Source organism: Acinetobacter sp. M5A5_2a, assembly GCF_053345265.1.
Window position 1 is genome coordinate 92,604 of sequence record NZ_JBKEZV010000013.1, and the last position, 14,537, is coordinate 107,140.

Sequence of the window (14,537 nt, forward strand, 5' to 3'; positions counted from 1 at the left end):
TAAAAAGAGACTTTCAATCCGCCCTCAAAACTTTACGGTTTGATTAAGTCTCTTTTTATCATTATTTCAAAAATTAGTCTTTTTGGACACTACCAAAAATTTTATCGCCCGCATCACCTAAACCCGGAACAATATAGCCCTGTTCATTTAAGCCATTATCAATAGATGCTGTATAAATCTGTACATCTGGATGAGCAGCTTCAACTTTAGCAACACCTTCTGGGGCAGCAACTAATACCATAACACGTATATCTTTACAGCCACTCGCCTTTAACACATCAATGGCAGCAACTAATGAGTTACCTGTTGCCAACATTGGATCGATAATCATTGCAAGACGATTAGCAACATCTGGAACTAGTTTTTTATAATAAGTACGAACTTCTAATGTTTCTTCATTACGTTCAAGACCTAAAACACTAACCTTAGCACTTGGAATCAGATTAAGTACGCCATCCAGCATACCAATTCCTGCACGTAAAATCGGTACAATCGTTATTTTTTTACCAGCAATACGCTGAGTAGTAACAGTTCCGGCCCATCCATTAATTTCACAATCCACAACTGGTAAATCTTTTGTTGCTTCATACGTCAATAACATAGTCACTTCCTGAGCAAGCTCACGGAAATTCTTAGTACTGATGTCAGAACGACGTAACAAACCTAATTTATGACGAATAAGTGGGTGACGAATTTCTTGAATGGCCACAGATGTTACCTAAAAATATAAAAACGTATTTATTATAATCTTTTTTTAATGCTCAATAAAAAAAAGCCTCCAGATTTGGAGGCTTTTTTGTACACTAGGATTATTGTTGTTGTGAAAGCATGAAATGTAATGGAGATAAAATTTCTGCTTTTAATGCCAAATTAATCATTGGATCTGGGTAAACACCCAAAATAATAACTAATGCAGCAGCAGCCAATACCATTAAACCACCTACTTTTTGACCCCAATGAGCATCTGCATCAATACGAGGAGTTTCTGGTGGTGTCATATACATTACAACCATCACACGTAAGTAATAGTACAAACCAATACCACTACCCACAATAATCATTGCAGCCAAGAACCAGTGTTGAGTTGTTACAGCAGCCATTACAACCAAGAACTTACCAATGAAGCCTGCTGTTAATGGAATACCAGCCAAAGATAGCATCATGACTGTTAAAGTTGCTGTAAGTACTGGACGACGCCAGAACAAACCACGGTAGTCTGCAAGGCTTTGTGCTTCATCTACGTTGTTATATGGGCTAGACATTAACGCTACCGCACCAAAAGCACCGATAGTTGTTAATACATAAGACACCACATATACAGTTACGCTACCCAAGCTCGCATAAGTCATACTAATTAACGCAATTAACAAATAACCAAAATGAGCAATAGATGAATAACCAAGAATACGTTTTAAGTTAACTTGACGAACAGCAAGTAAGTTACCAACTAAAATCGACAATACTGCAATGATTGTCAAAATAGTGACTAACGAGTCCACCATAATTGCGCCTGAAGCAAGCATATAGCGCACGAACAAACCAATGGTTGCAACTTTAGCAGCGGTCGCCAAGAAAGTTGCCATTGGCGCTGGTGCACCTGCATATACATCTGGTGTCCATTTATGGAATGGCGCAAGCGATAATTTAAATGCAACAGCAAAGATAATGAGTGCTAAACCTAATAACACCATTGGCTGTTTGATTGCACCAAATAACGCCTGTACAGAATCATAGAATGAAAGCGAACCAGTATATGCATAGATATATGCCATACCCATCAACAGCATTGCAGAAGCTGTCGCTGAAAGTACAAGATATTTAATACCAGCTTCAAGTGAACTACTACGTTGATAGGTATAAGCAAGTAAGCCATATACAGGAATCGACATTAACTCAAGGCTAATGAAGAACGATGCATAGTGAGAACTTGCAACCATCAACATTGCACCTGCTACTGAAGCAAGTAACAAAAGATATAGTTCTTCGCGGTTATCTTTATAAGTTTCGATGTAAGCATGAGACAAAGTACAACAAGCCAATGCCGCAATCAAAATCATAAATTGATAGAACATGGTAAATGGATCAACCATAAACATGCCCATCACATTTGCCGGTACAAACTTACCGCCAAATACTGCAAATAAAATATAAAGTGCAGCGAGGTTTAGACCAACAACAGAAGTTGTTGCGATTAAATTATGATTACGCTTAATAGAAATTAACAGCATGACGACGATTGTTGTCAAAGCAACAATCATCACCGGAGCTAAAGGCATAAGCGTAGAGAGTGATACTGTGAAGTTCATGATTATTGGATCTCCACATGGTCAAGTTGAGTAGCTGTTTGCTGAACAGTTTCAACGACTTCTTGAACTGGCATATAACTATTGACCAACCACTGCATGCTTGAATGAGACATATCCAAGAATGTTTGTGGGTAGATACCAAGCCAAACGAGACCAATCGCACAAATCATCAAAATACCAACTTCACGAGCAGATAAGTCTTTTAGTGGACTAGTGTAGTGTTGCTTTTGTTCAGGGTTTGGTTCACCAAATAAAGCACGGTGAATCAAGATCAAGCCATATAAGCCTGCAAATACAAGGCTGATAGAAGCAAGAATCGTGAAGACAGGATATTTATTAAATGAACCCATCAAAATCAGGAATTCACCGATAAAGTTACCCAAACCTGGCACGCCCACAAGAGCAGCTACGAAGAACATCAAGAAAAATGGCAAGTACTGAAGCTGGCCACGAAGACCACCCATTAAACGTAAATCACGTGTATGTAAACGTTCGTAGATCTGACCAGACATAATGAACAATGCAGCTGATGACAAACCATGTGCCAACATCATGATCATTAGACCTTGGAAGGTCAAAATGTTACCTGCGTAGATTGCAAGTAAAATAAAGCCCATGTGTGAAATCGACGTATACGCAAGTAAACGTTTCATATCAGTTTGCTGGTAAGCACACCATGCGCCGTAGAAAATACCAATCAAACCGAAAATAATCGCAATATCTGCAAACTGAGCAGAAGCTGTCGGGAAGAATGGAATTACAAAACGAAGCAAGCCATACGCAGCTGTTTTAATCAAGATACCCGCCAAGTCTACAGAACCTGCTGTAGGAGCTTGAGCATGCGCATCCGGCAACCAACCATGTAATGGAAACACTGGTAGCTTCACGGCAAAACCAATGAAGAAACAGATCATGAAACCATAAGCTAGGTTCGCAGGTAAGTGGTTGGCTACAGCTAATAAATAGTTGTAATCGAAACCGATCATGCCTGTCATCATGTAGCCATAAACTACAAGACCAAGGATACCGATTAACATCACTAAACCAGCGATCTGCGTGTAAAGGAAGAACTTGGTAGCTGCGTAAACACGTGAACGACCGTTTGAACCTTTATGACCCCATAACGCAATCAAGAAGTAGATTGGTACAAGCATCATCTCCCAGAAGAAGAAGAACAAGAACAGGTCAATCGCTAAGAATACACCGATAACGCCACCTAAGCTCCATAAGAGGTTTAAGTGGAAGAAACCAACGTTCTTTTGAATTTCGCCCCATGAACAACCAACAGCAAGTACACCAAGTAACGCTGTTAATAGCACCATGAGTAAAGATAAGCCATCCACAGCAAGGTGAATGCCAATACCGAGTGATTGAATCCACGGTAAATAGAACTCAGCAGTCCAAGTTGGGATTTTTGAACCCAACTCATAGCTATAAGTTCCACTTTGCCAAAGTGCAAGACCTAAGCCCAAAGTAATGAGCATACCAATTAAGGCAATCCAGCGTGGCAGAGTTTTGTCGAGCTTATCGACTAACCAACAAATAAAACCAGCAATGAACGGAACAAGAATCAGCGCGGGTAAAATTAAATTGTTTTCCATTTTATTTCCCCACTACCTGAATAACGATCAAGATCATCAATAACACCACTACACCGAGTGACATACTTGATGCGTATTCACGCAATGAACCGGTTTGACGTGAGCTTGTAAAACTATTTCCGCCTTTCACAAGTGCAGGAAGAACTAACCACAAACTGTCAATCGGATCACGGCCAAAGATTTTGGCGAAGAATAAATAAGGTTTAACAAAAACGATGTCATACAATGCATCAAAACCAAAAGCAGTACGGCAAATATGTGCCAGACCTGCACCCAAACTTGTTTGAGCGAATGATTTCACTGCACCATAAGCAAATGTAAATAATGCTATACCAACAACTAGACCAACTAGCGCAATTCCTACTGCTAAATGCTCTGCCCCATGCATGCCTTCTACAAATTGTTCAGCCACATGGAATTCAGGAATTTTTGCAGTATTAAGAATACTAGCTACAGGTGCTTTTAATACGGCACCAACAAAAGTAGACAGTACCGCTAAAATGCCCAATGGAGCCCAGTAAGTTGCACCTTTAATTTCATGGTAAGGCGTGTTTTCTTGACCAAAGAATACAACCCAGATTAAACGGAATGTATAAATTGAAGTCAGGAATGCACCTGCTACACCCACCCAATATAAGGTGTGGTATAAAGCAACTGATTGGCCTTGTACCCAAACTTCACCAAGAATCGCATCTTTAGAGAAGAAGCCAATCGTCAAGAATGGAATCGCTGCTAGTGCACCGCCACCAATCGCGAAACAAGCAAACAGGAATTTGTTACGTTTGAACAAGCCACCCATTTTGAAAATGTTTTGCTCGTGGTGGTAAGCCAGAATCACCGCACCAGAAGACAAGAATAATAATGCCTTAAAGAATGCGTGAGCCAACATGTGGAACAAGCCAGCTTGATAAGCTTCCGCACCTACAGCCATAAACATATAGCCAAGCTGACTCATTGTTGAGTAAGCCAAGATACGTTTGATATCTGTTTGAACGAGTGCAGCAAAACCTGCAACTAACAAAGTTACCGCGCCAGTTACCGAAATGAATTGCATCACTTCAGGTGCAAGTTCAAATACGCTGAATAGACGGCAGCATAAATACACACCCGCCGTTACCATTGTTGCAGCGTGGATTAATGCTGAAACAGGTGTTGGACCTGCCATTGCATCTGCCAACCATGTTTGCAATGGAATTTGTGCAGATTTACCAGCAGCACCCAAGAACAACATTAATGCAGTCCAGATCGTAAGTGACGAACTCTTCGTCATTACTTCTGCTGCATGTTCAACGATGTACTGAGTATTCAACGTACCAAATTGTTGGTAAAGCAAGAATAAAGCGATAAGTAAGAATACGTCACCTACACGGGTAACTGTAAATGCTTTGATCGCAGCCCAACCATTTGCAGGGTTTGCATAATAGAAGCCAATAAGCAAATAAGAGCAAAGACCTACGCCTTCCCAACCTAAGAATAACAACGCTAAGTTGTCACCCAATACAAGCACAAGCATGCTGGCAACAAATAGGTTGAAATAAGAGAAGAAGCGCGCATAACCTTCTTCACCGCGCATGTACCATGATGCAAAGATGTGGATTAAGAAACCAACACCCGTAACCATGCCCATCATGAGTAAAGATAAGCCATCTAAATGTAAGCTAATGCCCGGCGCAAAACCGCCAACATTGAACCATGTCCACAGATTTTGAACAAAAACTTGCTGACCACTTGTGGTAAATGCCATTCCAGCAATCAATGCAAATAATGCAGATAAACCTACAGAACCCACACCAATAATTGCTGCAACATTCTCAGAGAGTTTGTCTCGTCCTGCCGCCAATAAAATAAAACCGATTAGCGGAAATAATACTGTTAGATATAAATAACTCATCCGCGCATCTCACTAGCAGCATCCACATCCAAGTGATGGAAGCGATGATAGAACTGAAGGACAATCGCAAGACCGATACATGCCTCTGCTGCTGCAAGGGTCAAAATCAGAATGAACATAACTTGTCCATCTGGTTGTGCCCATACGCTACCCGCAAGAACAAATGCCAATGCAGCAGCATTCATCATGACCTCAAGGCTCATTAACATAAATAATAGGTTGCGTCGCACCATTACACCGTAAAAACCGAGTGCAAAAAGGATGGTTGCAACAATCAAACCATGTTCTAAAGGAATCTGGCCCATTATTCTTTTTCCTCTTCTGCACCTGGTTCACGTTTACCTAAGTGGTATGCTGCAACAAGGGCTGCTAGCAATAACATCGCGGCAACTTCAACCAATAGTAAATAGTGAGTAAAGAGTGCTTGACCAACTACTTTTGGTCCAATCACTTGTGCCCCAAGTGGTGCTGAAATTGTGGTGTATTCACCACCAAGCATCCAAACCAAAAGCAAGCCGAGTAAGAAACTCATGAGTGCTGGATATGCCCAAGCATCTGAAGAAAGCCATTTACGTTCTTGTTCTACAGTGTGTTGACCTAAATTCAACATCATCACCACGAAGACAAACAGAACCATAATTGCTCCGGCATAAACAATGATTTCAAGAGCACCTGCAAAAGGCGCCCCCACGATCATGAAAATACCAGCAACAGCAAGCAATGAAACAATTAGACTAAGTAAAGCATGTACAGGGTTCGTGTTAGTCACTACACGAACCGTAGAAACGATGGCCACGAGTGCCATCAAATAAAACGGCCACATCATGGTAATAGACTCCGTACATCGATTGGTGCACTTTCTTTCTGCGCCTGACCTTTCTCTTTACCGTTAATTGCCATACCAGCTACACGGTAGAAGTTGTAGTCTGGGTATTTACCCGGACCTGAAATGAGTAAGTTTTCTTTCTCATAAACCAAGTCTTGACGTACATATTCACCAAGTTCGAAATCTGGTGTCATCTGAATCGCAGTTGTTGGACAAGCCTCTTCACACATACCGCAGAAAATACAGCGTGAAAAGTTGATACGGAAAAATTCCGGATACCAACGTCCATCTTCTGTTTCTGCTTTTTGTAATGAGATACAGCCAACTGGACACGCAACCGCACATAGGTTACATGCCACACAACGCTCTTCCCCATCTGGGTCGCGCGTCAACACAATACGACCACGAAAGCGTGGCGGCACAATCTGTTCAGCCGGTACTTCTGGATATAAAATCGTGTCACGTTTACGCGTTACATGGCTAAATACCATAAATAACGAACGTACAATCGATCCGAATCCAGCTAGAAATTTATACATTTTGTACTCCCTGCTGTCCTAGGCCTGATTCATCAGAATCACAGCACCAGTCACTAACAAGTTGACCAACGCCAATGGCAAACAAATTTTCCAACCAAAGTTCATGACTTGGTCATAACGTGGACGCATTAAAGAACCACGAGCCAAAACAAACATCATTACAAAGAATGCTGTTTTAATCACAAACCAGAATACTGGCGGAACAAATGGAATTTCTAAATTGAATGGCGCTAACCAGCCACCGAAGAATAAAGTTACGATCAATGCAGAAATAAGTACCACGTTGACATATTCAGCAACGAAGAACATACCCCATTTCATACCACCATATTCAACATGGTAACCTTCAGCCAATTCTTGTTCTGCTTCTGGTTGGTCAAATGGATGACGGTGAGTTACCGCAACACCAGCAACCACAAAAATCAAGAAACCTAAGAATTGTGGAATGACGAACCAAACATCGCGTTGTGCTTCAACAATTTCACGAAGGTTAAATGAACCTGCAATTGCCACCACACCCATCAATGAGATACCCAAGAACACTTCATAAGAAATGGTTTGAGCAGCTGAACGTAAACCACCAAGCAATGAGTATTTGTTATTTGAAGCCCAGCCACCAAACAATACTGCATAGACTGCAATACCAGCCATTGCCATGAAGAACAACAAACCGATACTCATGTCGGCAACACCCAGTGAAGGACTCACCGGGATAACCATGAATGAAAGAACCGCTGTTGCCATTGCAACAGCTGGTGCTAAACGGAATGTAAGCTTGTCAGCAAATTTTGGTGTCCAGTCTTCTTTGAACATGATCTTGAGCATGTCGGCAACGATCTGGAACATACCACCAGGACCAACACGGTTTGGACCATAACGGTCTTGCCACAAAGCAAGCAAACGACGTTCAATAAAAGACATCAACGCTGCAACTAAAACAACCACAAGCAAAATCACAACTGCTTGAACTACAGCATAGGCAATTGGCCAGTTCTCAGCCCAAAGTGGCGTTTGACGTATAATTTCTTGATTCATGAATTACACTCCTAAAGCCACTGAAACAGGCTCAGCTAGTGACACCATTGGTGCTAAACCAACTGGGTAACCAATATAACCTGTAGGTAAATATTCAATTACTTGTACAGGCAAGCTCACACTGGTTTCGCCTGCTTTTACTGTAATGCGTTGACCTTCTTGAAGGTTCAAACGAGTTGCATCTTGTTCGCCCACTGCAAACATAGCTTCTGGAATGCGAGTTTCCATTGCAGGTGTTTTAATAGTGAATTCACCAGAACCAAAAATATGATGCATTGGTACTAAGCGGAAACTTTCAGGGTTTGCAACTACCGCTACTGGAGCTACATAGCTACGTGCAGGACGTTTTGCTAAGCAATCGAATAAACGAATACCTGAATCACCACCTTTTAAGTGACCACCCACTTCATCTTGGTATTTGTTCCAAGATTGTGGAGAGTTCCAGCCCGGAGCCCATGCAAATGGTACTAATGATGATGCTTTTTGCGGACCAACATAACCTTCCATTGAGAATGTTAATGCTGAATCTAGATCTGTAGGCTGTTTAGGTTCATGAACCGATAACGGCGCACGCATTGCTGTACGACCTGAATAACGACGTGGTTCACGTGCAATTTTCAAACCATGTACACGATAACCTGCATCAGGTGCCACATCTTGAATAGCTTCAAGTACTGGTACATTTTTTACGATGCTTTCAATCACATCATCAAGCAATGTCCAGTCTACAGCTTTACCTTTAATGCCAGTTTCAATGGCATGTAACCAACGCCATGATTCTTTAATTGCGTACTCAGGTTTGTAGTAACTTGGATCGTAAACTTGATAGAAACGCTGTGCACGACCTTCTTGGCTTACAACAGTACCGTCACCTTCGGCAAAGCTTGCTGCTGAAAGTACAATATCAGCCTGTTTCACAGTTTCAGTTTCACTGTGATCAAGCACAATTACTGTTTCAGCTTTATCAAGTGCAGCCTGCACTTGTACAGCAGGTAAGCGACGGAACAAGTCATTTTCAACAATAACAAGTGTGTCGTAGTCTTGAGCAAAGGCTTGTTCAAGGCTTAAGCCACCAAACAGAGCCAAGCCCATCGAGTTCACTTCAGGAACCACAAGACTTAAACCAGCTTTAGAACCTAAGTTCTGAGTCAGCTCAGCCGCAGCTTCCATAATAGAAGCATCTTGCAAGCTAGTACCCGCAATGATTAATGGCTTGTTTGCTGCTTTTAACGTATCAGCAATGGTTTGAGCAAATGCTTTTGCATCGTCATCTAAACCATTCACTGTTTCGCCTTTCACTGCCGCAGCTACTGCAAAACCTAAACGAGCAATGTCATTTGGAGAAGCAACAACTTCACCAGTTGCAACATCGGCAAGACGAGTTTGAGTTGCAGCCAAGATATAGATCGGAGATTTTGCTTCTTGACCAATACGTTGTACAGGTTCAGCCAACCAGTCTGGGGTACGTGTTTTTGCAGCCATTTCACGAGCTTTGTTTTTCGCAGCTTGACGAACTGACAAGGCCATACGTGGTGCAGTTTGAGTCAGGTCTTCACCTAAAATCAAGACAGCATCATAGCTTTCGATTTCACGCATGTTCGGGTTGTAAATACCCTCGGTTTGCATGATAGATGCAGCAAGTTCAACAAGCTTTTGCTCTTTTTGTGCAACACCAGTTGAGTAATTTGCCTGACCTACAAGCTCACGTAATGCATAGTTCGATTCCAAGCTTGCACGCGGAGAACCAATACCCAAAACTTTTTTGCCTTGAAGCTTCGCAATCGTTTGATCTAAAGCTTGATCAACAGAAACAGTTGCAACAGTTTCACCGTTACGGAACTGAGGCTGACGTGGACGGTCTGCACGGTTTACATAACCTGTGCCAAAACGACCTTTATCACAAAGGAAGTACTGGTTAACCGAACCATTAAAACGGTTTTCTACGCGGCGGATTTCACCATAACGCTCACCCGGAGAAATGTTACAACCAGAAGAACAGCCTTGACACACGCTTGGTGCATACTGCATGTCCCATTTACGGTTATAACGCTCTGAATGAGTCTTATCAGTGAATACACCTGTTGGACATACTTCAGTCAAGTTACCCGAGAATTCAGATTCTAAAGTACCTGATTCTGGACGACCAAAGTAAACACGAGATGCATTGGCATAAACACCAAAGTCCGTACCGCCCGCATAGTCGTTGTAGTAACGAACACAACGGTAACAAGCAATACAGCGGTTCATTTCATGTGCAATGAATGAGCCAAGTTCTTGGTTGTAATGCGTACGTTTTGTAAAACGGTAGCGACGACGGTCATGACCAGTCATCACAGTCATATCTTGTAAATGACAGTGACCACCCTCTTCACAGACTGGACAGTCGTGTGGGTGATTCGTCATCAAAAATTCAACAATAGATGCACGGAAATCTGTTGCTTCTTTGTCTTCAATCGAGATATAGGTATTGTCAGATGCTGGTGTCATGCATGACATGACCAAACGACCACGCGTATCTTCTGGATTCGCATATTGCGTAACAGCACATTGACGGCAAGAACCAACCGAACCTAAGGATGGATGCCAACAAAAATATGGGATGTCGATGCCCAGACTCAAACATGCTTGTAGCAAGTTTTCCGAGCCGTTGACTTCATACGATTTTCCATCGACATGAATTGTAGCCATAAGTCGAATTCCTTAAGCTTGTTCTACGTTGCTGGTTTGCACGACAGGACGAGTCGTCACTTTCGCTTCAAACTCACCACGGAAATGTTTGAGTGCGCCCATAAGCGGCTCCATCGCACCTGGTGCGTGGGCACAGAAAGTTTTACCAATCCATAATTTACGAGTCAATTCTTGTAAATGATCGATATCTTCTTTCTTACCTTCGCCTACTTCAAGTGCTTTAAGCGCTTTAACAGCCCATGGCAAACCATCACGACATGGTGTACAGAAACCACATGATTCGCGCGCAAAGAACTCTTCTAAGTTACGAGTGAGTGATACCATACATTGAGTTTCGTCAACCACCATCAATAAACATGTTCCCAAACGAGAACCTGCTTTCATAATCGTGTCTGCATCCATTGGTAAATCAATGGTATCAGCCGGTAAAAAGTCAGTTGAAGCACCACCCGGTAACCATGCTTTGAGCTTTAAGCCCTCACGCATACCACCAGCATGATCTTCAATCACTTCACGTGCAGTTGTACCAAATGGCAATTCCCAAAGACCCGGGAATTTTACTTTACCTGATGCACCATAAATTTTAGTGCCTGGGTCTTTTGATTTACCTGCTGATAAACCGATATACCACTCTGGACCACGAAGCATGATTGCTGGCAAGTTGTTATAAGTTTCAACGTTGTTCACAATTGTTGGACGGCCCCATGCCCCTGCAACTTGCGGGAATGGCGGCTTAGTACGTGGGTTTGCACGACGGCCTTCGAGCGAGTTAATCAATGCAGTTTCTTCACCACAGATATAACGCCCTGCACCCGTATGTACATGCAGATCAAAATTCCAGCCAGAACCTAAAATGTTTTCGCCTAAATAACCTTTAGCACGAATCTGTTCTAATGCTTCATTTAAGTATTGAGCTGCCTCAATATATTCACCACGGATAAAGATATAACCTTGAGTTGCCTCTAAGGTATAACCCGCAATCAACATACCTTCGATCAATTGATGTGGAAGTTTTTCCATCAACAAACGGTCTTTAAAAGTACCCGGCTCCATTTCGTCGGCATTACAGATCAAATAACGTGGACCACCATCATTTGGTGCCATTAATGACCATTTAATACCCGCTGGGAAACCCGCACCACCACGACCTTTTACAGTTGCAGCTTTAATGACATCTAACACTTCAGCAGGTTTCATGCCTAATGCTTTTTTAAAGCCAGCATAACCTTCAAGTGCTTCGTAATCATCAGCACCACGAACTTCTTCACGTTTACTTAAACGCCAAGTGAGCGGATGAGTTTCCGGATTACCGTCGCCATAAATTGGTTTTGGTTCAGTATTCATACATACTTCTCCAATAACTGTTTAATTGATGTCACTTCGACTAAACCGTGAGTATCTTCATCAATCATTAAAGTTGGGCCTTTGTCGCAGTTGCCTAGGCAGCAAATTGGAAGCAGTGTAAAACGACCATCTGGTGTCGTTTGACCATACTGAATTCCTAATTCGCGCTGGAATGCTTCAGCAAGTGTTTCTGCACCCATTAAGAAGCAAGCAATTGAGTCACAAAGCAAAATCACGTGACGACCTACCGGGTGGCGATAGATACGGTTGTAAAATGTTGCAACACCTTCCAAATCAGCAACACTCATCGACAATAACTGTGCGATGGCATTCATTTGAGCGTCATCTACCCAACCATTACGGCGTTGTACACACTTCAATGCATCCAAAGAGGCTGCACGAGGGTATGGATAGTGACCAATGTGATGTTCGATGTCGTGAATTTCTTCCGCAGTCAAAATCCCTTCAACATTCACACGTGGCTTTTTATCAGTCAAAATCATCATTATGTGTTACCTCTTAGCGATCCACGTCAGCCATAACCACGTCAATGGTCGCCAGATAAATGATTAAGTCAGATACCAAACTACCGTTAATCACTGCAGGCATTTGCTGTAAGTGAGTAAACGTCGGTGTACGAATACGAGTACGATAACTCATCGTCGATTTATCTGAAGTCAAGTAATACGTACTTGCACCTTTAACCACTTCAGTCATAAATGATGACTCGCCCGCTGGCATGACAGGACCCCATGAAACGCTCAAGAAGTGCGTAATCAAGGTTTCAATATCTTGTAATGTCTTATCTTTCGGTGGTGGAACAGCCAATGGATGATCCGCTTTATATGGACCAGAAGGCATGTTATCCAAACACTGTTGAATAATTTTTAACGACTCAGTAATTTCACGGAAGTGAACGAGTACACGTGCATATGCATCGCCTTCATACTCAACTGGCACATCAAAATCGAAGTTTTCATAGCCACTGTATGGACGATATTTACGAACGTCAAAATCGATACCTGTCGCACGTAAACCAGTACCTGTCACACCCCATGCGAGTGCAGACTTGGCATCATATTGCGCAACGTTACGCGTACGACCAATAAACACAGAGTTTTTCAATGCTGCTGTGTAGTATTCGTTTAAGCGCTTAGGCATCCACTCTAGCAATTCTTTAACAAGTTTTTGCCAGTTATTTGGAAGATCGTGTGCTGTACCACCAATACGGAACCATGCTGGATGCATACGGTAACCCGTAATTGCTTCAACAATGTCGTAAACTTTTTGACGGTCTGCGAACATATAGAATACTGGTGTCATACCACCGGCATCCTGAATTGCCGTACCACAGAACAACAAGTGGTTATTAATACGGAACAATTCGTTCAACATGACACGAATGACTTGAGCACGTTCAGGAACTTTGATTCCTGCCATTTGCTCTACAGCCATCACATACGGCATGTTCTGAGCACAACCACCTAAGTAGTCAACACGGTCAGTATAAGGAATGAAAGAATGCCATGTTTGACGTTCAGCCATCTTTTCCACACCACGGTGGTGATAACCGATATCAGGAACACAGTCCTTCACTTCTTCGCCATCTAACTGCAATACAACACGGAACGCACCATGTGCAGATGGATGGTTAGGACCCAAGTTCAGGAACATAAAGTCTTCGTCAGCGTTACCGCGTTTAAGACCCCAGTCTTCTGGCACAAAACGTAAGTGCTCTTGTTCAAAGTCTTGTTTCGCTTTGTCTTGCATGTACGGCGTATATTCTGTCGCACGTGCTGAATATTCTTTACGTAACGGATGACCTTCCCAGTACGTTGGCAACAAGATACGACGGAGCATTGGATGCCCTTCGAAATTGATACCGAACATATCGTAAGCTTCACGTTCATACCAGTTGGCATTTGGCCAGATATTGGTCGCTGTCGGAAGGTTAAGATCATTTTCGTTCAAGGCAACCTTGATACGAATGTCACTATTACGCTCAAGCGATAATAAATGATAGAACACAGTGAAGTCAGATGCTGGTAAACCATCACGATGAACACGTAAACGCTCATCCATCGCAGATAAGTCAAACAGCATTACATATGGACGTTCCACTTTACGTAGGAACATAAGGACTTCTTGCACGCGTGCGCGCTCAACCCAGACTGTTGGAAACTCTTCAAAAGTCGCCTGCACGTAAAAGTTCTCACCAAATTTGGTTTTGAGTTCTTCTACGATTGCAAATGCTGGGCGTGAATCAACTGGTGTTGACTCTGGCATAGCAATGTCAGTTTCAGCCAT

12 protein-coding genes are annotated in these 14,537 nt (G+C 42.5%); all 12 read right to left on the reverse strand.

Annotated elements, in window-relative coordinates; all coding sequences use genetic code 11:
* Positions 1-73: 73 nt before the first annotated feature.
* The 12 genes from upp to nuoC all read right to left on the reverse strand — a co-directional run bounded on the left by upp (position 74) and on the right by nuoC (position 14,537).
* Positions 74-709, reverse strand: coding sequence for a uracil phosphoribosyltransferase (upp, locus tag ACLBWE_RS17080; protein WP_003653460.1), 636 nt, complete (start codon positions 707-709; stop codon positions 74-76).
* A 100-nt stretch (positions 710-809) separates the two neighbouring features.
* Complete coding sequence (nuoN, locus tag ACLBWE_RS17085) at positions 810-2,306, reverse strand: NADH-quinone oxidoreductase subunit NuoN (RefSeq protein WP_003653461.1); 1,497 nt, start codon at positions 2,304-2,306, stop codon at positions 810-812.
* Between the two features lie 2 nt (positions 2,307-2,308).
* On the reverse strand, positions 2,309-3,907 hold the full coding sequence (gene nuoM / locus ACLBWE_RS17090; RefSeq protein ID WP_003653463.1) for an NADH-quinone oxidoreductase subunit M: 1,599 nt from the start codon (positions 3,905-3,907) through the stop codon (positions 2,309-2,311).
* A gap of 1 nt (position 3,908) precedes the next feature.
* A complete protein-coding gene (nuoL, locus tag ACLBWE_RS17095) occupies positions 3,909-5,798 on the reverse strand; it encodes an NADH-quinone oxidoreductase subunit L (RefSeq protein WP_080026390.1) in 1,890 nt (629 codons plus the stop codon).
* Complete coding sequence (gene nuoK, locus ACLBWE_RS17100) at positions 5,795-6,103, reverse strand: NADH-quinone oxidoreductase subunit NuoK (protein ID WP_003653467.1); 309 nt, start codon at positions 6,101-6,103, stop codon at positions 5,795-5,797. Before nuoK ends, nuoL begins: the two co-directional genes overlap by 4 nt.
* Positions 6,103-6,621: an NADH-quinone oxidoreductase subunit J gene (gene nuoJ, locus ACLBWE_RS17105; RefSeq protein ID WP_014205902.1), complete on the reverse strand. Its 519-nt coding sequence runs from the start codon at positions 6,619-6,621 to the stop codon at positions 6,103-6,105. Before nuoJ ends, nuoK begins: the two co-directional genes overlap by 1 nt.
* Positions 6,621-7,163 (reverse strand): NADH-quinone oxidoreductase subunit NuoI, encoded by a 543-nt coding sequence (gene nuoI / locus ACLBWE_RS17110; RefSeq protein ID WP_003653469.1) that lies wholly within the window; start codon positions 7,161-7,163, stop codon positions 6,621-6,623. The genes nuoJ and nuoI overlap by 1 nt, the downstream gene beginning before the upstream one ends.
* Before the next feature lie 18 nt (positions 7,164-7,181).
* Positions 7,182-8,198 carry an NADH-quinone oxidoreductase subunit NuoH gene (gene nuoH / locus ACLBWE_RS17115; protein WP_003653472.1) on the reverse strand — a complete coding sequence of 339 codons (1,017 nt, stop codon included), beginning with the start codon at positions 8,196-8,198 and terminating at the stop codon, positions 7,182-7,184.
* A 3-nt stretch (positions 8,199-8,201) separates the two neighbouring features.
* Positions 8,202-10,886 carry an NADH-quinone oxidoreductase subunit NuoG gene (gene nuoG / locus ACLBWE_RS17120; protein ID WP_447604072.1) on the reverse strand — a complete coding sequence of 895 codons (2,685 nt, stop codon included), beginning with the start codon at positions 10,884-10,886 and terminating at the stop codon, positions 8,202-8,204.
* Between the two features lie 12 nt (positions 10,887-10,898).
* Positions 10,899-12,230, reverse strand: coding sequence for an NADH-quinone oxidoreductase subunit NuoF (gene nuoF / locus ACLBWE_RS17125; protein WP_003653475.1), 1,332 nt, complete (start codon positions 12,228-12,230; stop codon positions 10,899-10,901).
* Positions 12,227-12,736, reverse strand: a complete 510-nt coding sequence (gene nuoE, locus ACLBWE_RS17130) for an NADH-quinone oxidoreductase subunit NuoE (RefSeq protein ID WP_003653477.1) — start codon at positions 12,734-12,736, stop codon at positions 12,227-12,229. The genes nuoF and nuoE overlap by 4 nt, the downstream gene beginning before the upstream one ends.
* A gap of 13 nt (positions 12,737-12,749) precedes the next feature.
* A complete protein-coding gene (gene nuoC, locus ACLBWE_RS17135) occupies positions 12,750-14,537 on the reverse strand; it encodes an NADH-quinone oxidoreductase subunit C/D (protein ID WP_016139137.1) in 1,788 nt (595 codons plus the stop codon).